This is a genomic window from Nisaea denitrificans DSM 18348 (genome assembly GCF_000426505.1).
GTDB classification, from domain to species: Bacteria; Pseudomonadota; Alphaproteobacteria; order Thalassobaculales; family Thalassobaculaceae; genus Nisaea; species Nisaea denitrificans.
Genome location: NZ_AUFM01000019.1, coordinates 1 through 24,395, shown reverse-complemented (window position 1 = coordinate 24,395; position 24,395 = coordinate 1). Strand labels below are relative to the sequence as shown.

The 24,395-nt window shown below is 61.3% G+C and carries 19 protein-coding genes; 11 read left to right on the top strand and 8 right to left on the bottom strand.

The window, feature by feature from the left end; genetic code table 11:
* Positions 1–6: 6 nt before the first annotated feature.
* A complete protein-coding gene (locus K328_RS0114145; protein WP_342665343.1) occupies positions 7–1,176 on the top strand; it encodes an NAD(P)/FAD-dependent oxidoreductase in 1,170 nt (389 codons plus the stop codon).
* Positions 1,177–1,189: 13 nt separating this feature from the next.
* On the opposite strand, the gene K328_RS0114140 is transcribed toward K328_RS0114145, so the two are convergent.
* The gene (locus tag K328_RS0114140) at positions 1,190–1,735 is read right to left on the bottom strand and encodes an invasion associated locus B family protein (protein WP_245577545.1); all 546 of its coding nucleotides are present in this window, start codon (positions 1,733–1,735) and stop codon (positions 1,190–1,192) included.
* A 260-nt stretch (positions 1,736–1,995) separates the two neighbouring features.
* Here K328_RS0114140 and K328_RS24125 point away from each other — a divergent pair, with 260 nt between their 5' ends.
* Both K328_RS24125 and K328_RS0114130 read left to right on the top strand, forming a co-directional pair.
* A complete protein-coding gene (locus K328_RS24125) occupies positions 1,996–2,535 on the top strand; it encodes a sigma-70 family RNA polymerase sigma factor (RefSeq protein WP_036554398.1) in 540 nt (179 codons plus the stop codon).
* A gap of 2 nt (positions 2,536–2,537) precedes the next feature.
* Positions 2,538–3,227: a ChrR family anti-sigma-E factor gene (locus K328_RS0114130; RefSeq protein WP_028466527.1), complete on the top strand. Its 690-nt coding sequence runs from the start codon at positions 2,538–2,540 to the stop codon at positions 3,225–3,227.
* On the opposite strand, the gene K328_RS24120 is transcribed toward K328_RS0114130, so the two are convergent.
* Positions 3,224–3,805, bottom strand: coding sequence for an RNA methyltransferase (locus K328_RS24120; RefSeq protein ID WP_036554394.1), 582 nt, complete (start codon positions 3,803–3,805; stop codon positions 3,224–3,226). The genes K328_RS0114130 and K328_RS24120 overlap by 4 nt on opposite strands.
* A 104-nt stretch (positions 3,806–3,909) precedes the next feature.
* Here K328_RS24120 and K328_RS0114120 point away from each other — a divergent pair, with 104 nt between their 5' ends.
* From K328_RS0114120 to K328_RS25895, 4 genes are all read left to right on the top strand, one after another.
* On the top strand, positions 3,910–4,971 hold the full coding sequence (locus K328_RS0114120; RefSeq protein ID WP_051284925.1) for an asparaginase: 1,062 nt from the start codon (positions 3,910–3,912) through the stop codon (positions 4,969–4,971).
* A gap of 122 nt (positions 4,972–5,093) precedes the next feature.
* Entirely contained in the window at positions 5,094–6,329 is a 1,236-nt protein-coding gene (locus tag K328_RS26930; RefSeq protein WP_051284924.1) for a matrixin family metalloprotease, read from the top strand.
* Between the two features lie 98 nt (positions 6,330–6,427).
* Positions 6,428–8,212, top strand: a complete 1,785-nt coding sequence (gene aspS, locus K328_RS0114110; RefSeq protein ID WP_028466525.1) for an aspartate--tRNA ligase — start codon at positions 6,428–6,430, stop codon at positions 8,210–8,212.
* 8 nt (positions 8,213–8,220) lie between these two features.
* Positions 8,221–10,896, top strand: a complete 2,676-nt coding sequence (locus K328_RS25895) for a glycosyltransferase (protein ID WP_051284923.1) — start codon at positions 8,221–8,223, stop codon at positions 10,894–10,896.
* On the opposite strand, the gene K328_RS24105 is transcribed toward K328_RS25895, so the two are convergent.
* From K328_RS24105 to rfbC, 5 genes are read right to left on the bottom strand one after another with little or no spacing between them, the layout of a single operon-like run.
* Entirely contained in the window at positions 10,893–12,014 is a 1,122-nt protein-coding gene (locus tag K328_RS24105) for a M23 family metallopeptidase (protein WP_051284922.1), read from the bottom strand. The two genes, K328_RS25895 and K328_RS24105, sit on opposite strands and share 4 nt — an antisense overlap.
* Before the next feature lie 24 nt (positions 12,015–12,038).
* On the bottom strand, positions 12,039–12,905 hold the full coding sequence (gene rfbA, locus K328_RS0114095) for a glucose-1-phosphate thymidylyltransferase RfbA (protein ID WP_028466524.1): 867 nt from the start codon (positions 12,903–12,905) through the stop codon (positions 12,039–12,041).
* A 23-nt stretch (positions 12,906–12,928) separates the two neighbouring features.
* Positions 12,929–13,807, bottom strand: coding sequence for a dTDP-4-dehydrorhamnose reductase (gene rfbD, locus K328_RS0114090; RefSeq protein WP_036554391.1), 879 nt, complete (start codon positions 13,805–13,807; stop codon positions 12,929–12,931).
* Positions 13,808–13,812: 5 nt separating this feature from the next.
* A complete protein-coding gene (gene rfbB / locus K328_RS0114085; protein WP_051284950.1) occupies positions 13,813–14,877 on the bottom strand; it encodes a dTDP-glucose 4,6-dehydratase in 1,065 nt (354 codons plus the stop codon).
* A gap of 22 nt (positions 14,878–14,899) precedes the next feature.
* Positions 14,900–15,460 (bottom strand): dTDP-4-dehydrorhamnose 3,5-epimerase, encoded by a 561-nt coding sequence (gene rfbC, locus K328_RS0114080; protein ID WP_028466521.1) that lies wholly within the window; start codon positions 15,458–15,460, stop codon positions 14,900–14,902.
* A 155-nt stretch (positions 15,461–15,615) separates the two neighbouring features.
* Between rfbC and K328_RS24100 the strand changes: the two genes are divergently transcribed.
* The 3 genes from K328_RS24100 to K328_RS0114065 all read left to right on the top strand — a co-directional run bounded on the left by K328_RS24100 (position 15,616) and on the right by K328_RS0114065 (position 19,678).
* Positions 15,616–16,491: a glycosyltransferase family 2 protein gene (locus K328_RS24100; protein WP_051284921.1), complete on the top strand. Its 876-nt coding sequence runs from the start codon at positions 15,616–15,618 to the stop codon at positions 16,489–16,491.
* A complete protein-coding gene (locus K328_RS0114070) occupies positions 16,491–16,919 on the top strand; it encodes a YqaA family protein (RefSeq protein WP_028466520.1) in 429 nt (142 codons plus the stop codon). The genes K328_RS24100 and K328_RS0114070 overlap by 1 nt, the downstream gene beginning before the upstream one ends.
* Before the next feature lie 185 nt (positions 16,920–17,104).
* Entirely contained in the window at positions 17,105–19,678 is a 2,574-nt protein-coding gene (locus K328_RS0114065; protein ID WP_084608316.1) for a DUF4347 domain-containing protein, read from the top strand.
* A gap of 8 nt (positions 19,679–19,686) precedes the next feature.
* Here K328_RS0114065 and K328_RS0114060 read toward each other — a convergent pair whose 3' ends face one another.
* Entirely contained in the window at positions 19,687–21,777 is a 2,091-nt protein-coding gene (locus K328_RS0114060; protein WP_028466518.1) for a tetratricopeptide repeat protein, read from the bottom strand.
* Positions 21,778–22,627: 850 nt separating this feature from the next.
* Here K328_RS0114060 and K328_RS25890 point away from each other — a divergent pair.
* Positions 22,628–24,395 (top strand): DUF4347 domain-containing protein (locus tag K328_RS25890; protein WP_051284920.1); only part of this gene is annotated, 1,768 nt, incomplete at its 3' end.

Below are 24,395 nucleotides of genomic sequence, written 5' to 3'. Positions count from 1 at the left end.
ACAGGCCTGCAAAGGCAAGCCGAATCGGCGGAAAGCTGCCATGCCGGAAGCGCGCATCTCACAGCCCCGGGACGTGGCAGGGGAAGTTGCAGGGGAATACCAGCAATGAGCGCATCACAGAAGGTCGTCATCGCGGGTGCCGGGATCATCGGTGCCGTGGCCGCGTTCGTGCTGAGCCGGGCCGGTGCGCACGTCACCATTGTCGAGGCGCGGCCGGGACCGGGAGAGGGCGTCTCGGCGGCATCCTTCGGCTGGATCAACGCGATCACCTTCGATCCGGAAAACGATCCGGCACTCTATGGGTTGCGCCGGGATGCGTTCGGCGCCTGGGCAGCACTGGAACAGGCCCTCGGCAAGCCGCTTCCCGGGCACCGGCAGGGCGCACTGTTCTGGGGGCGCTCCGTCGAGGAGACCATGGAGACCCGGGATAGGCACCGGGAGGCCGGTAGCAGCTACCGACTCATCGGCCAGGCGGAGATCGCGGCCCTGCTGCCGCAGCTCACCTCCCCGCCTGAGGCCGCGCTGTTCGCGCCGGAGGAATTCGCACTCGATGTCAGTGCCACCGTCCGGATGCTGCTGAAAGCGGCGGAAGAGAATGGCGCGGTGCTGATAACCGGCGCCCCCGTCACCGGGATCGACAGCGAGGGAGGGCATGTGAGTGCCGTCCGGGCAGGCGATCATCGGCTTGAGGCGGACAGGCTGATTGTCGCGGCGGGAACGGAGAGCGGCCGGATCCTCGCCCCGTTCGTTCCCGATCTCGGTGTGGCGGCCTCGCCCGCCGCGCTGGTCACCGTCACCGGGAATTTCCCGCAGACAACCTGCATCACGGATAGCCCGGAGCTGGAATTCCGCATTCCCGCACCCGGCCTCTTGATGTCCGCCCACAGCGTCCCCGAGGGAAGCAATCCGGAAGACGCCCTCGCCCGGCGTACCGTCGAGCGGGTGAAGCGTGTCCTGAAAGAGACGGGAGAGGTTGCGGTGCGGTCCGTGCAGATCGGCCAGCGGCCGTTCCCGGAAAGTGGAGTGCCGCTGGTCGGCCCGGTTGCGTCACTCGCCGGGGCCTATGCCGCCGTGGCCCATCCGGGCGTCATCCTGGCACCGGCCATCGGCGCCACGCTCCACGATCTGATAGCAGGGCGACCCGCCGGAAGCGGGCTTCAGCCAAAAGCTGTCTAAGCCCGGCCGCCGGTTATTTCCGGCACTTGCCGTCGATCAGCTTCTTGGTAGCGGTGAAACCGCGCAAGGAATAGGTGTCCGATGTCTTGGTGCCGCGCGAGGAAACGCCGGCCACCACCATCTTGCTGCCCTTGATCATCGCGTTGACGATGGAACCGTCCGTCTTGGCATCCGGCGCCCAGGCCCGGTCCTTGTCGGTGAAGAGGGAGAATTTCCGCCCACCGATCTCGACCTCGACCTCGCTATCCGGCTTGTAGCTATAGCCGGTGACGATGCTGAACTCGCCCTTGCTGTCCGCGTCGGGGTGGTGGGTGACCAGCGCGTAGATGTGGCCGCGCTTGGAATAATTGCCCTCAGCCTTGGTCGGCGTGCTGGCCATGTAGCAGACCGTCTTGCCGCCACTCTCGTAGGTGTAGGCAATCCAGTCGCTGTTGCGGCCGATGGTCTGCGGTTCCTGGGCCAAGGCGATTGGGGCGGAAACGATTGAAGTCGCGCCGACAGCAACGGCGAGACCGAGCAAAAGCAAGCGGAAGTGCGTCATGGTGATAGAGCCAGCCATTCCGGTTTTCATATCTAGGGTTTTGGATGCCATCCCGGCGGTCAATATACAATGCAAAGAATGTGGCGGGATTGAGAAATCGGCCGGAAATCGAGAAATTTTTCCCGGCGATTGATCCGTCCCTGTGCCGCGACCGTATCCCTACCGTCATGTTTGAGCAAGCCAACCTGGAAACTTCGAGCCGCGAGCTTGAGTACGCGCCCTCCGAGGCGCTACAACCTGTCCGGACATCAAAGAGGGTGGGACGGCTCATATTGAAGATGACGCATGACCAGCTTATCGAGGCGATTGCCGAGTCGCAGGACAAAATGGCGTTCCGACAATTGTTCGAACATTTTGCCCCACGGCTGAAATCGTATCTCCTCAGGCTCGGCGCGGACCCGGCCACAGCTGAAGATGTCGCACAGGAAGCGATGGTCATGGTCTGGCGCAAGGCAGCGAGCTTCGACCGCAGGCAGGCCGGCGCGAGCACATGGATCTTCACCATCGCCCGGAACAAGCGGATCGACCGGTTACGCCGCGAGCGGCGGCCGGAGCTGGATCCGGAAGATCCCGGACTCGTTCCGGCAGCGGAACCGGCTCCCGACCGGTCGCTTCAGGACACCCAGGCGCGCCGGCACATCGCATCGGCCATGCGGGCCTTGCCGGACGAGCAGGCCGAACTGGTTCGCCGTGCATTTTTCGATGACGAGTCCCACAGCCGGATTGCCGAGGAAAGCGGTCTGCCTCTGGGAACCGTAAAGTCACGCATCCGTCTGGCCCTGACCCGGCTGAGGCACGAGATGAAGGAATTTGAATAGTCATGGCTAAGGCAAAAGCAAACGCTGGCAACATGCCCGGCGAGGAGTTGCTGCTCGACTATGCAAGTGGTGCCCTGCCGGAACCGGTTTCGGTGCTGGTGGCGACCATGCTCGCCCTGCGGCCAGACCTGCGCAAAACGGTCTCCGAGATGGAAGCTGTCGGCGGCTATCTGCTGGAAGAGATCGAACCGGCGGCCCTGTCGGACGACGCTTTCGACGCCATACTGGAACGGATAGAGTCATCCGACATGCCGGATGAGACGTCTGCGAATAACGATAATAGCGCACCGTCCGACGCCGCGACGGTCGCGGCCGTGCCGGAGCCACTGCGCTCCTATCTCGGCCGCCCGCTCTCCAAGCTGGCCTGGCGCAAGCGTGGTCCGGGCATCGAGGAATACCGCCTGCCGGTCTCGGATAAGCGCTTCGAGATGTCGGTCCTCCGCCTCGGTCCAAGCCGCAGCGTCCCGACGCACAGTCACGAAGGCAGCGAGCTGACGCTGGTTCTCGACGGGGCTTTCAGCGACGCCGCCGGCCGGTACGCACGCGGCGATCTCGCAGTGAATGGCGAGGAAGACCAGCATGCACCGATGGCCGATCCAGAGGATGGTTGCCTCTGCCTGGCAATCACCGGCGGCCCGCTGCGCTTCAGCAATCCATTGATCCAGCTCTACGACAGGATGACCCGGGGTTAGCTCTCGCTCTCCGCTGCCTTTGCAGCCGCAGCTTGCCGTTTCCGGTTCTTACGAACCCAGAGCGGCGGACCGAAGCTCGGGACTTTTTCCGGCTGCGGTTCAGTTGGTCCGCCCGGCATCACCGGTCGGCGGGCGAAATTGCCGGTGGATTGCAGCCGGTCATACATCACCAGCGCACCTGCCAGCCCGACATTAAGCGAGAACTTGGTCGGGATCTTCACGATGTGATCGCAGCGCGCCACCATCTCCTCGGACAAGCCGCCGCGCTCCGGGCCGAGCACATAGGCGGCGATTTTCGGGTGATGGAAACTCGGCAACTCGACGGCGTCGTCGGTGATCTCGATGCCGACCAGGGCGCATCCCTTCGGCAGCAGCATGTTGCCGACCGTATCGAATTCATAGAACGGTAGACTGCCTGCAGTTCCGGACGTGTCCGTCTGCTTGAGTTCGTGAACTGAAAGCGCCGCCTGGACGCTGAAGACAAAACTGGCGCCGAAAGCGTGCGCCGTTCTGTAGATCGCGCCGACATTGCGGGATTTGCTGATCCCCTCGACGCCCATTCCGAAATATCCTCGCATGGCGTCTCTGTTGCACAAACCCGTGCTCCAAGGCAAGTTGCCTTGAACGTCAATTCACCGGCCGCGAGAGCCGGGAAAAGCCATGACAGACCAGGAGACGACCAATGAGCCCGGACAGCCTCGCCGCTGACGACCGTATCGTGCGCACCCATATCTCGGAGGTTGATGCAGCTCCCCTGCTCATTGAAGTCACACGCGGCGACATGGTGGAATCCGTGCATCGCGGGATCGTTTCCGTGGTCGACGCCAACGGCAAGGACGTGATGACGCTCGGCGATGTCGAGCGCCCGACCTACCCGCGTTCCGCCATAAAGCCCTTGCAGACCCTGCCGGTGATCGAAAGCGGTGCCGCCGACGCCTTCAATCTGAGCGAGGCGGAAATCGCGCTCTGCTGCGCGTCCCACCGCGGCGAGCCGATCCACGCGGACAAGGTGATCCCCTGGCTCGCCCGTCTCGGCCTCGGTGTCGATGATCTGGAATGCGGACCACAACTGCCCTTCCACGAAGCATCCGCGCACGCCCTGATCAAGGCCGGCACCGAGCCAACCCGGGCGCATAACAACTGCTCCGGCAAGCATTCCGGCATGCTGACCACCGCCGTGCATCTCGGCGAACCCACCAAGGGCTACACCGAAGCCGACCACCCCGTGCAGACCCGGCTGATCGAGCTGATCGGCGAGATGGGCGAGATGGACCTCTCGCGCACGGCACGTGGTGTCGACGGTTGCGGCATCCCTGTCTTCGGCGCGCCCTTGCGCGGCGTCGCCTATGCCATGGCCCGCCTTGCCGCACCGGATGCGCTCGGCGCCGACCGGGCCTCTGCCTGCCGCCGGATCGTCAAAGCCTGCGCTAACAATCCGCTTATGCTGTCCGGCACCGACGCCTTCAATTCCGTGGTGCTGGCCGAAACAGGCGAGACCTGTTTGCTTAAGGGCGGGGCCGAGGGCTACTACACGGCAGCGCTGCCGGAAAAGGGGCTTGGTGTGGCGATCAAGATAGACGATGGCGCGGGCCGGGCATCCGAGGCCGCCGTCCTTGCCGTGCTGGTCCGGCTCGGCGTGATCGACGACGCACAGAAAGCCCGCATTGAAGCCACATGTTCACCGGAAGTCCGGAACTGGGCCGGACGGCTGGTCGGTTTCATCCGGCCGACGCCCGCGTTCTGACTAAAAAAACAGACTGTGGCAAAGATCACTGGCGAACAGACTATATAAAATACAATATTCCTTAACGATACTTAAGCGATCTTGGCTTTCTATCGTCCGATGGGGAAATAGGATCCGGCATCATGGCTAATGTCGACAGCGATCTGCTCGGAAACCTCGAGGGCCACTCTGTCGGCATCGAAGGGCAATACACCTCGGATCATGGCACGGACGAGACGCGCTCGATCGACCTGCAGCGTGCCAGTCAGGGCGGACTGACCGTCCTCTCTTCCGATCTGCTCGGCTTTACCTGGACGACGACGATAAATTATTCGTTCGACACCTCGTCCCTCGGCTACAGCAGTCTGGATGCCAGCTATCAGACGCAGTTCGAAGCCGCGATGGCGACATGGTCGAATGTTGCCGACATCACGTTCGTCGAAACCAGTGCCGCCTCAGCGGATTGGGTTATCGCCTGGGAGCCCAGTTCGGACGGGTCCGGCGGCGTTCTTGGAACCGCCTATTACATAGATGTCGGGCTAGACGGCAAGATGGTATCGGGAACGGACTCGGTCACCATCTTCATGGATCAGGCAGACACGGAGTATTTCTTCACGACCGCTATCCATGAGGCCGGGCACGGGCTGGGGCTCGGCCACATCAACCATACGTCCTCGATTATGTCGACCTACCTCAACACCTCGCTCTCAAATATCACCGCCTACGATATTGAAGTTATCCAGTCACTCTATGGCGAAGTCGGGTCGACGATTAGCACGGCGACCGTCGGCACCAGTGATGCAGACAGTCTGTTCGGCACATCCGCAGCGGACATTATCAGTGGCGATAGCGGCAGCGACCTGATCTCGGGCGCCGCCGGCAACGATCTGATCTACGGCAACAAGAACACGGATTACCTCGTGGGCGGCGATGGAGACGACACCATTTTCGGAGGGCAGAACAACGGCCCCGAGAGCGGTTCTCCCCTGGCTCTACGCGAAGGAGCCGACACGGTTATCGGCGGCAACGGGAATGACATTCTTTACGGAAATCATGGCGGTGACCTGATCGTCGGGGACAGTGGCGCGGATACCATCTTCGGCGGGCAGGATTCAGACACGATCTCCGGCGGCGCAGGATACGACGATCTCTATGGCAATCTGGGGCCTGACAAATTCCTCTATTCCGCAAGCAATGAAGGCTGGGATTACATCCACGGCTACGCGTCAGAAGACGCGATCCAGCTCTCGGGCGGCGTCACCGCGACGAGCGTCACGGTGGACAGTTTCGGCGACACGGTGATCAATCTCAGTAGTGGCACACGGATCGACCTGATCGGCTATTCTGACTCCAGCAGTGTCACTTTCGAGGTCGTGTAGCCCCCTGCCAGCCGGTTTTCATGCATTTTTTCTTTGCGGGCCGCCCTCTCGCACGCTAGGAGATGCCGCGCGCTAAATTCCGAAAAGATTGATCAGTCATGCACCGCTATCGCAGCCATACCTGTCACGATCTCCGCATCGACCACGTCGGTGAAACGGTCCGCCTCTCCGGCTGGATCCACCGCCGCCGCGATCACGGTCAGCTGGTCTTCATCGACTTGCGCGACCATTACGGTCTGACCCAGTGCGTCGTCGACATCGAGGACGAGACCTTCAAGACGGTCGAGAAGCTGCGGGTCGAGAGCGTGGTGACGATCACCGGCCGCGTGGTCAAGCGCACCGACGAGACGATCAACGACAGGCTGCCGACCGGTCACATCGAACTCCGGATCGACGAGATCGAGGTGCAGTCCATCGCCGACGTGCTGCCGCTGCAGGTCAATGCGGATGAGGATGCCGGCGAGGACACCCGCCTGCGCTACCGCTTCCTGGACCTGCGCCGCGAGCGCATTCACAACAACATCATGCTGCGCAGCAAGGTGATCTCCTCGATCCGCCGCCGCATGACCGACCAGAATTTCATGGAGTTCCAGACTCCGATCCTGACCGCCTCCTCACCGGAAGGCGCGCGCGACTTCCTGGTGCCGTCACGGCAGCATCCGGGCAAGTTCTACGCCCTGCCGCAGGCGCCGCAGCAGTTCAAGCAGCTGATCATGGTCTCCGGCTTCGACCGGTACTTCCAGATCGCTCCCTGCTTCCGTGACGAGGACAGCCGCGCCGACCGCTCGCCAGGCGAGTTCTACCAGCTCGATGTCGAGATGAGTTTCGTTGAGCAAGAAGACGTCTTCCAGGCCATCGAGCCTGTCATGGCGGGCGTGTTCGAGGAATTCTCCGACTGGAAGGTGCCGGGCCCGTTCCCGCGCATCCCCTACAAGGAGTCGATGCTCAAATACGGTAACGACAAGCCGGACCTGCGCATTCCGTTCGAGATCTCCGACGTGACCGAGATCTTCCGGGACAGCGATTTCGCCGTCTTCGCCAAGGTCATCGCCGGCGGCGGCGTGGTCCGCGCGGTGCCTGGTCCGAAATGCGGCAGTCGGGCGATCTGTGACCGGATGAACAGCTGGGCCCAGGGCGAAGGCGCACCGGGCATGGGCTACATCATCTTCGGTGACGGCGAGGCCCGCGGCCCTATCGCGAACCGCCTGACACCGGAGAAGATCGCGGAGCTGAAAGCACAGACCGGCATGGGCGATGGCGATGCCATCTTCTTCTCCGCCGGCAAGGAAAGCGACGCTGCCAAGCTGGCCGGTACCGCCCGCGTGAAACTCGGCAACGATCTCGATATCGTCGAGAAGGACACCTTCCGGCTCTGCTGGATCGTCGACTACCCGATGTTCGAGCTGGACGAAGCGACCGGCAAGATCGACTTCTCGCACAACCCGTTCTCCATGCCGCAGGGTGGTCTTGAGGCACTGGAAACCCAGGAGCCGCTGGATATCCTCGCCTACCAGTACGACATCGTCTGCAACGGTATCGAGCTCAGCTCCGGCGCCATCCGGAACCATCTGCCGGAAGTCATGTACAAGGCCTTCGGCATCGCCGGGTACGAGCCGGAAGTTCTGGAAGACAAGTTCCGCGGCATGCTGAACGCCTTCAAATATGGCGCCCCGCCTCACGGTGGCATCGCGCCGGGCATCGACCGTATCGTCATGATGCTGGCAAACGAGCCGAACATTCGCGAAGTCATCCTGTTCCCGCTGAACCAGCGGGCTGAGGACCTGATGATGGGCGCGCCGAGCGAAGCAGAGCCTCAGCATCTGAAAGAACTCAGCGTCCGTCTCGCCCTGCCGCCGAAGCCGGCAGCACCGGCCACCGAGTAAATAAACACATGCTTGGTGCCGCCGAGGCGTTCAAACACGCGCAGGCGGCACTCGCCGACGGGAAACTGGATGAAGCAGCGAGACTGTTTCGTCTGGTTGCCGAAAAAGCCGAAGCAGACACGGCCTCCCTGATCCATCTCGGCCAGATCGAGCTCCAGCGACGCAATCCCGGGAACGCCGAGAATGCCTGGCGGAAGGCTCTGCTGCGCCAGCCCGCGAACGCCACAGCCCTCGCCTTTCTCACGGACCACCTGGCGGCCGGCGCCCCGGGCCTTTCAGTTGCGCCCTATTATGAGCGCCTGCGCATCCTGTTGCCCCGGCATGCCGGACCTGCACAGCTTCTGGCCCAGATATATAGCACTGCAAAACAGACCGGCCGGAGCTTGCGCCGCCATGCAGAAGCCGTCCGCCTCGATGCTGGTAACCCGGCATCTCACGCCCGCTATGCGACAGCCCTGCATGGCGCAAACAGGCTGACAGAAGCGTTACAGGCCTTCCGGCGCGAGGCACTGCTGGAACCAGCCGCTCAGGAGGCCTGGTTCAATCTCTCCGTCATTGAGCCTGCTCTGGGAGATCGGGAACAGGGTCTCTCCGCCATCGCCCGCAGCCTGACACTCCGCCCGCTCGATGCCCCGGCGTTGGCAAGGCAAGCGCAGCTCCGGCGACGCTTGGGCAAACCGGGGGCCGGGATCAGCACGCGCAGATCCGTTCTGCTCGACCCGGCGGAAAACCGGGCACTGGTCACGCCGGCCCGCACCGGAGACGGTTCCGCCGCCGCGCGCTGGTGGTGCATCAGCCCGGGCGAACTGGAACCCGGCATGCTGCATGTGCGGGCATTGCTTGCGGCAGGGCGCGCGGACCAGGCGCTTGCCGTCCTGGGCGAGATCAGGAACGGCGACACTCCGCCGGACGAACTACTGCTTCTTGCCGCCGAGGCGCAACGAAAGGCTGGGCGCACGGAACTCGTTCTGCCGAAAACCCAGTATCAGCAATGGCTGGAGTCCTTCCCGCCGTCAGAGCAGGAATCACTGGCTGAGACCCTTACCTTCTCCATCCTGCTGCCCATCTACAATCCGAACCCCGGTCATCTCCGCGAAGCAATCCAGTCCGTAAAAGGCCAGAGCTATGGAAACTGGGAGCTCTGCATCGCCGATGATGCTTCCACGGATCCGGAGGTAACGCACATTCTGCGGGAAACCGCAGCCGCCGATCAGCGCATCAAACTGGTCATCCGGCCCGAAAACGGCCACATCTCAGCCGCATCCAATTCCGCGTTGGAACTGGCGACGGGCGAATTTATCGCCCTGCTCGACCATGATGACCGGCTAACGCCGGATGCCCTCGCCGAGATGGCCCGGGCGCTGGACACTCAGCCGGATCTTGATCTGATCTATTCCGACGAGGACAAGATCGATGCGGACGGCAACCGGTTCTCACCGCACTTCAAACCAGCCTGGGATCCGGACCTTTCTTTAGTCTCCAACTATATCTGCCACTTCACGGTAATCCGTCGAACGCTCGCCGATGCTGTCGGTGGATTTCGTATCGGTTTCGAAGGCAGCCAGGATCACGACCTGGTGCAGCGGGTTGCCGAGAAGAGCGCGCCGGAGCGCATCGGTCATGTCCCGCGCATCCTCTATCACTGGCGCGCCGCCGGTGAATCAACGGCAACATCCGTCGAGACCAAACCTTATGCGATTGCCGCCACCGGACGCGTAATCCGGGACACGCTGACACGACGCGGGACAAATGCACGGGCCGAGCAACGGGGCGGGCGTTGGCGGTTGCGGCGGCCCTTGCCCGACGCTCACTCCGTCTCTGTTATCATTCCCACACGCAATCGGCTGAACCTGCTGAAAACCTGCATAGACGGCCTGCTGACGCAGACCGATTACGGCGCGCTCGATATCCGGATCGTCGACAATGGCAGCGACGATCCCGCGACACTGCGTTATCTCGACCAACTCTCCCGCCGTTCCAACGTCGCCGTGCTCCAGGATGATGCCACTTTCAACTTCTCCCGGCTTTGTAATCTCGGGGCGCGCGACGCAGCGAGCGAGTATCTCTGCTTCCTGAACAACGATATCGAGCCCGCGAACCCGGACTGGCTGACGGAGCTGGTCGCCGAAGCGGCCCGCCCCGAAATCGGCCTCGCAGGGGCCAAGCTGCTCTATCCGGACCGGACCGTGCAGCATGCCGGGATCGCGCTCTCGGGTGAGCATGTGGCCCGTCACACGAATCTCGGGATCTCACAAAATGACGGCGGCTATTGGGGACGGGCGATGCAGGTTCAATCCCTGTCCGCCGTAACCGGCGCCTGCATGGTAATGCGGCGGGAGGTCTTCGAGGCTGTCAGTGGGTTCGATGAGGCGCTCGCGGTCGATTTCGGCGATATCGACCTCTGCCTGCGCGTCCGGCAAGCCGGATACCGGGTGCTCTGGACGCCGCACGCCCTCTTGATCCATCACGAGTCAGCCTCGCGCGGTACCGTGATCACACCGGAGAAATCAGCACTTTACGACGTGGAGCGGGCGTTCATGGTGGAGCGCTGGGAAGCCCTGCTCGAGGACGATCCCGCATACAACCCCAATCTCTGCATCACACCGGAACGGTCGGCCTTCGCCCTGCCGGAAGAACCACGTTCGATAGCCAACACGGTCCGGCTCGGAATGCCATCGCTCTAGTCAATCCTGAGATCAACTGTCTGAACAGCATGGTTCTTGCCGGGACCGGTCGGTCGCTCGACCTGAATCACACCGCGGTAATTCCCTTTCGGCCAATCCTGACGTGCCTTCTTTCCGATATATTTGAAGGTCCTGAGCTGGTGTTTTGCCTGCACCCAGTCCGTTTCCGCCAGCACCGCACCATCCGCGCCCGTAAATCGCATCGAAACACGGTCGCCCTTCCGCAAACCATAGAGATCCGTCCAGAGCACCAGAAGCGGCGCGTCGGGTGAAATCTTCGGATCGGCATATTTGCCTTCGGAAACGCCGAGCGTATCCGGCGCCTCGGCGGCTATTCCACTGGCCTGGATCAGCGGCGCGGAATAGCGGAAACTGCGCAGCACCGATTCTTTCCAAAGCGGCGCCTTGCCCAAGCCACACGCACTTTCGTCAGCCCCGAGCCCGACAAATGGATCGACGACTTTGCCGTTATTTTCGAACTGAACGTGGAGATGCAGGAACTCGGTCGAGCCGGACAGCCCGACGAGACCGAGCCGGTCGCCGCTGACCACCGTGTCGCCCGCCTTCACGGCAACGCTGCCGCGCTTCAGGTGGCAATACTGACTAACCCAGCCACCGCCATGATCGATCCGGACCCCGTTGCCGCAATCCCGCCCCTTGAGAGACGCCTTGCCGGCAATCCGGATATTCACGTCCGGCATTTCATCCCGGATGCCGACCACCTTTCCGGTCGCCGCTGCCAGCACGGGCACTTCATTCCGGTTCAGCCGGCGCGGATCGGAGATGGCGAAATCCACGCCCTTGTGACCATCGACGGTCATCGCCCCGCATTGGTAGTCGCGGCGGCCCTTGGACGGGTCGAGGTCGACATATTTCAGCGGCCAGCAATCCACGCCAGGGTCGCAGGAAAGCGGCATCGACAACGGTAGAGGAGACGGCTCGAGCCCCCCCAGATCCAGCGGCGCCTGTTCCGAGACTTGAGATAATACTGTCTCAGAGGCCATTGCCTCTGTCGGGCGCGATGCCTCACCTGGATAAAGCAGAGCCGCCAGAAGCCAGATAAAACCGCCGCCGAGAATCAAGACAAGCGCGATATAAATTGCGATCAGTCGGCCCAAAACCAGCTCCGTTTTTCGGTGTGCCTAGCTTTTCACCAACGACCGCAGATAAATCCCGTAGCCACTTTTCGCCAGCGGCTCCGCCAGCTTCAGCAGCTGCTCGTCGTCGATATAGCCCATATGGTGAGCGATTTCCTCGACGCATGCAATTTTCAGCCCCTGGCGCTCTTCCACCGTGCGGACGAACTCGGACGCCTGCAGCAGCGAGTCATGGGTGCCGGTATCGAGCCAGGCATAACCGCGGCCCATGCGTTCCACATGCAGGTCGCCACGCTCCAGATAAACCTTGTTCACATCGGTGATCTCAAGCTCGCCGCGGGGCGACGGCTTGATCGACTTGGCGATCTCGATCACGTCCCGGTCGTAGAAATAGAGGCCAGTGACCGCCCAGTTCGACTTCGGATGCTCCGGCTTCTCGACGATCTCGTTCGCCTTGCCCGCCTCGTCGAAGGAGACAACGCCGTAGCGCTCCGGGTCCCGGACGTAATAGCCAAAGACCGTGGCGCCGCTCTCGCGGTCGGCCGATCGCTGCAGCATCTCGGTCAGGCCGTGGCCGTAATAGATGTTGTCGCCAAGGATCAGGGCGGCGGTGTCGTCGCCGATGAAGCTCTCGCCGATGATGAAGGCCTGCGCCAGGCCGTCCGGCGAAGGCTGCACCCGGTATTCCAGAGTGATACCCCACTGGCTGCCGTCGCCGAGCAGCCGTTGGAAGCCTTCCTGGTCATCCGGAGTAGTGATGATCAGGATATCCTTGATCCCCGCCAGCATCAGCGTGCTCAGCGGGTAATAGATCATCGGCTTGTCGTACACAGGCAGGATCTGCTTGCTGACGCTGACGGTCAGCGGGTAGAGCCGTGTGCCGGACCCGCCGGCGAGGATGATCCCTTTCATCCCTCTCCCTTTCTCTCGTTTATTCAGGCCTCGGCCAGAAGCACCTCGAGCACATCGTCGAGGCCATCCTGCCAGGGTCTGCGCGGCACAGTGAAGGCCGCGAGAATTTTGCCCGCGTCGAGCACGGAATTGACCGGTCGTTTCGCCGGTGTCGGATAGTCACTCGCCGGAATGGCCTCGACCTCGGGGCGGCGGCCCCAGACGAGTTCCGCCCGGGCAAAGATCGCCTCGGCAAAGCCGTGCCAGCTTGTCTTGCCCTCGGCCGTGTAATGGTAGGTGCCCCAAGCGCTCCGGTTGCCGTCAGCAATCCGGGTGGCAATGGTCAGGATAGCGTCGGCGATATCCGCTGCCGATGTCGGTGCACCAAACTGGTCGGCGACGACGCGCAACTGGTTGCGGTCCTTGCCGACCCGCAGCATGGTCTTCACGAAATTGGCGCCATGGGCGGCATAGACCCAGGAGGTACGCATGATGACATGCTCATCCAGCGCGGCGCGTACCGCCTGTTCGCCAGCTTCCTTGGAGGCACCGTAGACGCCAAGCGGCGCCACCGGGTCGCTTTCCAGATAGGCACCGTCCTTGCTGCCGTCGAAGACATAGTCGGTCGAGATATGGATCAGCGGAATACCAGCGGCTTTCGCGGCGGCGGCGAGATTGGCCGGGCCATCGCGATTGATTGCATAGGCTGCGTCCCGGTCCTCTTCCGCCTTGTCGACAGCCGTGTAAGCCGCCGCGTTGACGATCAGGGACGGTTTGATTCTCGCCACAGCCGCCTGAACGGCGGCCGCATCGGAGATGTCGAGGTCCGCCCGGACAAGCCCCGTCACGTCATGACCATGCTTCGCCGCACGCGCCAACAGCTCCGTGCCGACCTGCCCGCCGGCTCCGGTGACGAGGATCATGACCACTACTCCTTGGAGCCGGTGCCGAGACGCTCGCCGGCATATTTGCCGTCGAGGATCGGCTGCCACCAGTCCTTACGGTCGAGATACCATTCGACGGTCTTGCGCATCCCGCTCTCAAAGCTCTCTGACGGCTCCCAACCAAGCTCCGCCTTGATCTTCGAGGCGTCGATGGCATAGCGGAAATCGTGGCCCGGACGATCGGTCACATGCGTGATCTGCTCGGCATAGCCCTTGCCGTCCTGGCGCGGCACGAACTCGTCCAGCAGGGCGCAGATGCCGGTCACCACATCGATGTTGCGGCGCTCCTCATTGCCGCCGATATTATAGCTCTCGCCTGGCACGCCTTTCGAGCAGACGGTCCAGAGCGCGCGGGCATGATCGTCGACAAACAACCAGTCGCGCACATTCTCGCCTTTGCCATAGACAGGCAGCGGCTCGCCCGCGAGACCCTTGATGATCATCAGCGGGATCAGCTTTTCCGGGAAATGGTAAGGCCCGTAATTGTTCGAGCAATTGGAGAGCACGGTCGGCAGGCCGTAGGTCTCCATCCAGGCCCGAACCAGATGATCCGAAGAGGCCTTGCTGGCGGAGTAGGGCGAGCGTGGATCGTAGGCGGTTTCCTCGGTGAACAGCCCCTCGTCGCCGAGCGAACCGAAGACTTCGTCAGTGGAAATGTGATGGAAGCGGAAGCGCTTCTTCACGTCTTCCGGGGCGGCATTCCAGTAGTTCCGGGCCGCCTCCAGCATGGTGTAGGTGCCAACCACGTTGGTCTCGATGAAAGCCGCCGGACCATCGATCGAGCGGTCGACATGGCTTTCCGCCGCCAGATGCATCACCGCGTCCGGCTTGTACTTGGAGAATATCCGCGCCAGCGCCGGGGCGTCGCAGATATCCGCCTGCTCGAAGCTATACCGATCCGACCCGCTGACCTCGTTAAGCGATGCCAGGTTCGCCGCGTAGGTCAGCTTGTCGAGATTGATCACCGTCACGTCGGTGTCGGCGATCAGATGGCGGATGACGGCGGAGCCGATGAAGCCGGCGCCCCCGGTAACGATGACGGTCTTGATGTCGCTCACGCTCGGGATTTCCTCAGGCTTCGTAGGTGAAGGGGCTGTCGAAGTCGGCAAAAGGTGTATAGGCCTCGTCCTTGGCAGACAGGATCGGTGCGCCGTCCAGCGGCCAGTCGATGCCGATATCCGGATCGTTCCAGGTCAAACCGCCCTCGCATTCCGGTGCGTATTTGCCCGTCACCTTGTACAGAACCTCTGTATTTTCCTCGACGGTGCAGAACCCATGAGCAAAGCCGACCGGCACCAGGATCTGATTCCATGCGTCAGCACTGATCGTGCGCGCAACCCATTTGCCGTAGGTCGGCGAGCCTTTGCGGATATCGACGGCAACATCGAAGATCGCGCCCCGGATGACCCGGAGCAGCTTGTCCTGGCCATGCGGCGGGGTCTGGAAATGCAGCCCGCGCAGGGTACCTTTTGGCGCCGAGAAGGAGTGATTGTCTTGCACAAAGGTCAGGTCGAGACCGGCAGCTTCGAAAGCGCCCTGATTGTAGGTCTCGGAGAAAAACCCACGATGATCGCCGAACTTTTTCGGCGTGATGATCTTAACGTCAGAGATCTCGGTTGGCTCGACCTGCAAGGCCCTGTCTCCCCCTGGATTCACGCGGCCTTATAAGGCCTGCGCGGCTATAGCATGTGGTGCGCGAAGGCGGCAAGCCGCGCGCCCCGGAAAGCCGCACGGGCGCTTGTCCCCGGAGCTTGTAACATGGACTGAAAAAATGGCACATCAGAGCCATGGAAACTCAGCGCCCAGAAACAACGCCCCCCGGCTGCGCCGTCATTATCGTCAGCTACCATACCGGCCCCTGCCTCATGGACTGCATCCAGGCGGCTCTCGGTGAGGCGTCGGCGCGGGAAGTGGTGGTCGTCGATAACGGCAATCCGCCTGATGTCCTCGCCGCGCTGAAAAAGATGGCAGCGGTCGATCCGCGTCTGTCTCTGCTGACCGGACACGGCAATGTCGGCTTCGGGAAAGCCTGTAATCTCGGCGCGCGGGCGACGACGAGCCCCTATCTTCTGCTGCTGAACCCGGACAGTATCCTCGGGCCCGGCAGCCTCGACGGCGCCATGGCGCTGCTCGGCACGCGACCCGATATCGCGCTCTATACGATCCGGATCGAGAACCCGGACGGCAGCGAGCAGCGCGGCTGCCGACGCAATCTGATGACCCCCTGGACCTGTCTGGTCGAAGCCTTCAGCCTGCACAAGCTCGGCTTCAAGCGGATCAACCTCAACCACACATCCCCGCCATCCGCACTGACGGAAGTTGAGTGCATCTCCGGGTCCTTCATGCTGTTCCCCCGCCCGTTCTTCGAGAAGATCGGCGGCATGGACGAGGACTATTTCCTGCATATGGAAGATGTCGATACCTGCCTGCGCGTCCGTAAGGCGGGTGGCAGCATCTGGTTCGACCCCGCGTTCTCCGCCACCCATGTCCAGGGCACCAGCGAGACGACTAAGCTTTATATCGAAAGGCAGAAAACGAGGGGCGGCATGCTCTATTTCGCCAAGCATTTCGGTGGCTGGGCGAACCCTCTCGTGGCGCTGGTCAATCTCGCACTCTGGCTCCGGTTCGGCCTGATCGCCCTGCGGCTCGGCCTGAAGCGCTGATGGAAGAACTCGGCGTCTATGGTGGGCTTTTCCTCCTCTCCTTCCTGGCCGCAACTTTCCTTCCGGCGCAATCCGAGTTTGGCCTCGTCGGGCTGCTCCTGACGGAGACCTATTCGGTCCCCCTGCTCATCGCCGTTGCGTCGGTCGGCAACACACTCGGATCGGTCGTGAACTGGCTGCTCGGTCGCTTCATTGACCGTTTCATCAGCCGAAAATGGTTCCCAGCCTCGCCGGCACAAATGGAGCGCGCCTGCGGCTGGTACCGGAAATACGGTCAGTGGAGTCTGCTGCTGAGCTGGGCACCTATTATCGGCGATCCTCTGACGCTCGCTGCCGGGGTATTGCGTGAGCCGTTTGGGCGGTTTCTGCTGCTCGTCGCCATCGCGAAAACCGGGCGTTATATCGTCGTCGCAGTTCTGACGATCTAACATCCTCCAACACCGACCGTCCGCCCCAGCTGCGCTGAAATTTCCGCAAATCTTGTGACTTCTTCAGTTTTTAAAAATTAAAAAACTGGTTAACAAACTGTGAATCATTTTAATTAAAATTTGTGATAATTATCACATCGAATTTTATATACGGTTGACGCTGACAGAAAGTTAGAGCCCCGATCATGACGCATGCCTTCCCTGGCGCACGCCCTTCCAGCCTTTCTTCCATGGCATCCAACACCCTGTTCTTCGTCGACCAAGAAGTCCCGGGTCCCGAAACGATTCTGTCCGGTCTCAATCGCGGAACAATCGTCAAACGGCTGCCAAGAACCGGCGATGCCCTGGATGCCATAGCGTCATTCGCGGAGATACGGACGGCTCCGGTAGAGCGCATTGTCATCCTGTCCCACGGCAGTGCGGGAAGCCTCAGACTGTGCGGCCGGGAAATCGACAGCACAGCGCTGAGAGACTCGGGAGGAGCCCTGTCCCGCATCCGCGACGCACTCGCGCCGGACGCAGAGATTGTCCTGATGTCCTGTTCCACTGGGGCGAGCACTTCGGGACGTACTTTCCTGAGAATATTGGGCAACGCGACCGGCGCGACGGTCAAAGCCGCGGACGCGGACATCGGCGGGACTGCCGGTTGGGCAGCTCTGCTGGCTGCATTTTCCTATATCAGCAGCACCGCGCTCGCAACCTACCCGCACCGTCTTGGGCTGCTCGTTGAAGGTAATCAGCTCGTTGCCACGGATGAGACGCTCAATGGCAGCGCCACCGACGACGCAATCAAAGGATATGGCGGCAATGATCTGCTGAATGGCCTCGCCGGCAAAGATAATCTCTCCGGCGGTGATGGCAACGATACACTTTCCGGCGGAATCGGCGCAGATTCGGTCTCGGGTGGCAACGGCGACGATCTGATTGCCATCAATAGCGGCGACCTCAACGAAACGACATTCATCGAAGTGATTGACGGTGGTGCCGGCAACGACACCATAAGCCTCGGCACCGGTTCCTATGAACTTTCGAGAACCAGCATATCCAACGTCGAGATCATTTCCGGCAGTTCCGGCGCGGACACCATCAACGGGCACGCAACGAACGCGCACAAGCTGTCTACCGGTGCCGGCAATGACGTGGTCTCACTCGGCAGCGGCGCCGACACACTCTCAGGCGAAGCCGGAAACGATACGCTCTCAGGTGGCGGAGGCGCCGATTCGATTGATGGCGGCGCTGGCGATGACTTGATCGCTGGCGGTTCGGGCACTGATACCCTGATCGGCGGAGACGGTAACGACACCTTCTCCGGCAGCGCCAGCGAGATGAATGGCGACACGATTTCCGGCCTCGAGGCCGGCGACAAGATCGTCATCACCGGCACCGACCTTTCGAGCCTGAACGGCAGCACCGCGGGCAGCACCATTGATCTCGGCGGTGGCAATACGCTGAACCTCACCGGCACATCCGGCAGCGTGAAGTACGAGGCTGCCTTCTCCGGCGGCAACACCACCCTCACCGTAGCGACTGTTCCTGCCGCAAGCTCGCCCGGCGGCTCTTCCGGCGGCGGCCTGACCGTGACCAACCAGACCGAAGCGGACACCGCAGGCACCTCCACCGGGCGCACCCTGGCGAACACCAGCGGCAGCACCGCGACCGGCGCGCTGGTGCAGAATACCGGCAACGGCAACGTGGTGACGGCGACACTGCCGTCCGGCGTATCGCTGACGACCTCCGGCACCTCCACTGCCCAGCCAATCAGTACGGCCAGCACCACCCTGACCGGAGAAATCCAGGCCACCGAGCCCACCGTCGGTGCGCAGAGCTTCCTAGACGGGCACGGCCAGACCTTCATCAACGGTTCCAGCGGCGTTAATCTCGATATCCGCTCGATCACCTTCACCGGCGGAGGCTCGACGGCCCAGACCGTTCAGATCACTGGCGATTCCTCCACGTCCAACGGCTCCGAAGCTTTCGTCATCGACACCTCCGGCCTGCCGACTGGTTCCACCCTGCAACTCGACAATATCGAGTTCGCCGCCATCGTCGGCAGCGCAACCGTCAATGGCGGCGGCGGCCAGAACTATGTGGTCGGTGACGATGCCACTCAGTTCATTTCCCTCGGCGCCGAGGACGACACGCTGGCAGGTGGCGGCGGCAACGACACGGTCGGCTCGGCCTGGGGGGAGGACATCGTCTATGGCAACCAGGGTAACGATTATGTCTTTGGCGGCGGCGGCATGGATACGCTTTATGGCGGCCAGGGTGCTGACACCGCGTTCGGCGGCAACGACAATGATCTCGTCTACGGCAACAAGGGCAACGACACGCTCTCCGGCGGCGGGAATGACGATCTCCTCTATGGTGGCCAGAGCGAGGACATCGTCTACGGCAATTCCGGGAACGACAGTCTCAACGGCAATCTCGGTGACGACAGCCTTTATGGCGGTAGCGGCAACGACCTGATCTCAGGCAGCGCCGGAAACGACCGGCTAGAGGGCGATCACGGCAACGATACACTGGCTGGAGGCGACGGAGCCGACACCTTCGTTTTCGCATTCGGCGGCGGCAACGACAGCGTCTCCGACTATCAGGCCAACACCGACAGCCTGCTATTTCAGGACGGGCTGACCTACAGCGCGACAGAGGACGGCGGCAACACTGTGCTGACGTTTTCCGATGGCGGCACAGTCACCCTTATCGGAGTTTCGAAAGCCCAGCTCGACATCGAGGCGACTGCAGGCTGGGAGCTGGGATAGTTCTTTCTTCAATTATCCGCCGGCGCGCAGGCCTGTGAAGGTCCCCATGATTTCAAGTTACTGACGACCTGAGACAGGACCGCGGCCCAGTCTCCGTCCGTTTCCTGACGAAATACGCACGTGTTCGGGTACCAGAGGGAATCCTTCCGGATCAGCCCCCAGCGCCAGTCGGGCCGCGTCGGCACCATCACCCAGCAAGGCACCGCCAGAGCGCCCGCGAAGTGAACGGTATTGTTCGGCGGACTGATCACGAGATCCATTGCCGACGTCAGGGCGGCGAGACCGTCCAGATCCTGCATGGGGTCGACGCCATGGCTGGTGTCGACCTGTATGCCCGCTGCCCTGAACGCGGTCATGTCCTCGTCCATCACATTGTACTGAAGCGATACCAGCGCAGTGCCGGGAACTCCAGCGATGCCCGCCCAGAGTGCCGAAGGGATCGAGCGCCGCGCCCCGGTTGGTGCTGCCGAACGCCAGGTAATCCCGACCAGACGCTTTCCGGGATGTCGGGCCTGCAACTCCGCGCGCAAATCCTTCGCGCGGGCCGGGTCGACGATAATCCAGGGATCCGGAGCCGCCTGGCCGCCGCAAAACAGCCGCAGGCGATGCGGCAGATCGCCAATCGCCAGATGAAGGTCGGCGCTATGATGGCTTTCGATCTCACCACCCGGGCCATCCACATCCGGGACCACGACATTTGGAAAACTGCGCTTGATGAGAGGCCGGAGGCGGGGCTCAGTCAGCACCGTGACTTGTGCCCCGCCACGAAGAACATGCTTCAGAAGCGTCAGGAACTGCACCTCGTCACCTATGCCCTGCTCGCCCCAAAGCAGCAGATGTCTTCCTTCAATTGCTTCGCCTTGCCATTGCGGAATAGCAAAGCGCCGAAGGATTTCACGCCCCTCCGGCGTTTCCAGCCTGCGGGTGTGAATTCGCCAGCCTTCTTCGAACTTTTCCTGTCCCAGCAAAGCGAAAGCCAGGTTGTTACGCGCATGGGCGTAGCTGTCCAAAATAAAGAGTGACCGGCGACCATGTCTCACCACAGCCTCGGGATCGCTCCGATGGCCTGCGTTGGCGGAGAGTCTGAACCAGATTTCCGGATGCTCCGGTTTGGCGACCGCGCTGCGCCGGAGCCAGGGCTCGACACCTTTCCGGCCAGGGTTCTGGGTCTCAAGAACGGCCATATTGTTATAAAATTCATGTGCTTTCGGATCGATGGATATCGTCCGTTTTGCCCATTTTCGGGTCCGCAAAAGTCCGGCAATATCCATGCATGCCATTTGATTTTCCGGCTCCATCATCAGGCTCCGTTTGCACGGCTCGAGCGCATCGGTGTTCCGGTCTAGTTTTGCAAGCGCACGCGCATGATTTCTCCACGCCTCCGCAAGACCCGGCGCTGCTAGTGTCGCCGCGCGAAACCACTCTTCAGCATGCTTGAAATCCCCGTCTTCGAACGCAATCAGGCCAAGGTTGTTCCTCGCCGTCCCGCTGCGCGGGGCGAGCCGCAATGTGCGCAAGAAAAATGATTTAGCCCCGTCGAGGTTATTCAGATCGAGAAGCACGTTCGCAAGCTGGTAAGCACCGTCCAAGTTGGCCGGCTCAAGGATTAACAGTCGGCGAATGTGGTGCGACGCCTCCTCGAATTTGCCGGATTGTTTCAGCTCCATCCCAAGTTGCAGATACGCATTGCTGTCCAGCGGCGCTAGAATCGAACACCGCCGCAACATGCGGTTTCTATCGGTGATGTGTACCAGGGCCGCAAGCCCGCGGGCAGTGTCGTTAACACCCGGCGCAAGCAACATCGCCCGGCGAAAACATCCAGCTGCATATTGCAGATGTCCTGATCTTCCGGACGCATTACCAAGATTGATCCAGATCTGTGCGTTATCCGGGATCAGCCTGGCCGCTTTCTTGAACAGTGCCGTTGCTTCTTCCACCCGGTCCGTCTCTGCCCGGATGGTGCCGAGCAATACAAGCGCCTGCGGGTAGTGAAAATCACTTTCGGGAATGCGACTGCAAATGCGCGCGGCACGTGCTCGAAGCCCGGCGTGATATTTGCGCTTGGCATCTTCAAGAGGGTGCAGGGAGTTATCAGACACCGCCAGATTCCATACTTAACCCTGACATAGATGACCAAGCGGGCCACACCTGCAGTTCTCGATTCACTCTATGCCACCTAGCCTGTCGCCGCCACCGCGCCAATGAAGCGCAACCTGAATAATATATTTTTATTCTAATTTAATTCAATTTTTTGATAAATCGCACACCCTTCTAGACAGAGAGATCAAAGCTCTTGCACACAAACCAGAACTCAATTTTTCGCCAAAACCTTATAAAATTACTACTTGTTTAAAAAATAACAGTACCATTTTTACTTCTATAAACATGATTAATGTTTGTTAACAAAATTCAACTCAATAATTTATCTTCATCTATGCTTTCCAACTATGGCGCGTGCGCCATCCAGTCACAGTAATTTCATGGATAAAATTTTTGCAATATCAATGCCTGCATACTATGAAGATCAACTTGAGGATAACGCACAGATCAATCTCGACTTAAGCCCAAAACCACCGGAACACAAATTGCCCCTGAAGGTGGCCACCCAGAACGGGAGCGAAAGTGAACTACCAAGAGCCGCAATCATCAGATGAATTTTTTAATAAAACAACTGCTTATGGCTATTTTTGGCATTCTGCCAAAATGTTCGATCGCCTTTCGCCACGCGCACGATTAGCGAGAATAAATTACTACGCACATATAGAGATGCTCGCACTGCGCGCTCTTTAGATTGCGTTAATTAACCTCCTGTATATTTCCCGTACGCTGGGTTTCCCGATTCATCTCGGGAAGCCGAACCAAACAAAAGCCAACCCTAAGCAAGAAAGCAAATGCGTCCTGCCAATAAATCCAGGCACTCGGCCGCAATTGCACGAACTGGAGACACTAATGTCGGTTACCGCAATGCCGCGCACCCGTTCTGCCCTTTTTAATCATCCGGGATATCTCTTCGTCGATCCGGATGTTCGGGATTGCGCCGAACTGCTCGCGGACGTCGCTCCGTCGATCACGGTGGTACGGCTTGCGAAAGACGGTGATCCGCTCGGCCAGATCGCGGCGGCGCTGGCAGGAGAGCGTGATCTCTCCAGTCTGCACATCCTCTCCCATGGCGAGCCGGGCGCTCTGCTTCTGGCCGGAATCCCGGTTGATGCGGCACTGCTTGAACAGTCGGAAGGCCGGCTTCGTGCCATCCGGGAAGCGCTTGCCGACGATGCTGACCTTGCCCTCTATGGCTGCTCTGTTGCAGCCGGGGACCAGGGGCGTCACTTCATCGCCGCCCTGAAAGCAGGGTTTGGCGCCAACGTGACCGCTTCCGCCATTCCGGTCGGGGCCGGTCCGGGCTGGGGAGCCTTTCCCGCCACGATTTCCGCTTTCTCACCGGAAAGCATGGCGCGCTATCCTCATACGCTGCATCAAACGACTTTCGGGGTCGTGACCACGATCCAGTCAACCACCACGCTCGTGGTCGAAAGCGGCAATGAAACCAGCGGGTTAACGATCAGCGTCGAACGCTCCGACGCCACCGCAATGGCCGGGGTCAGTTCGGGCTTCCTTGATGCCGGTCTGGTCGCGAATACCACGTCCTATACGCTGAGTTACTCAGGCCCGGTCTCGATCACCCAATTCCAGATCGGCGAATTCAGCAATCAAGAGACCGGGGCCAACTACACGTTCACACCAAACTCCGGCTCGGCGGTGACCATCGCTGACAATTCCGGGTCCATCTCTGGCTCGATCGCGACGCTGACCCCTGGGGACTGGTCCAACGTCACCTCCTTCACGGTGTCCTACGCCGGAGCCGGTAACTGGCGGGTCGGGCTCGATAATATCATCTACACAGTCGCCGGCCCCACGACCGGCAACGACGTCCTGACGGGGACCGCCGGCGCGGATACCGTGGACCTCCTTGCTGGCAATGACTCCTATTCCGGACTTGCCGGCGCCGACACCATCACCGGCGCGGCCGGTAACGACACGATCCTTGGCGGCGGCGATGCCGACGTGGTGCTCGGCGGGGACGGCAACGACTTGATTTCCGGCGGCGCCGGGGCCGACAATCTTTCCGGCGATGCCGGTGACGACACCTTTGCCGCGACTTCCGCGGACATCACAGGCCTGGCCGAGACGATCAGCGGCGGCACCGGTACGGACGTGCTCGCCCTCAATGGCGGCGGCGCCTTCGATCTCTCCAGTGCCACGCTGAACAGTATCGAGCTGATTTCCGGCTCCGCCTCCGCGGACTCCATCACGGGCACCAGCGCCGCCGACGCGATCAATGCGGGCGACGGGGCAAACCTGATCTCCGGCGGTGGCGGCGCGGATAATCTGATCGGCGGTACGGGCGCCGACACCTTTGCCGCGACCTCCGCGGACATCACAGGCCTGGCCGAGACGATCAGCGGTGGTGGCGGCACGGACGTGCTGGCGCTGAATGGCGGCGGTGCCTTCGATCTCTCCAGTGCCACGCTGAACAGCATCGAGCTGATTTCCGGCTCTGCCTCCGTAGACTCCATCACCGGCACAAGTGGCGCCGATACCATTGCCGGTGGCGGCGGTGCGGATGTTATCAATGCGGGCGACGGCGCCAATCTGGTCTCCGGCGGTGCAGGTGCAGACAACCTGATCGGCGGTACGGGCGCCGACACCTTTGCCGCGA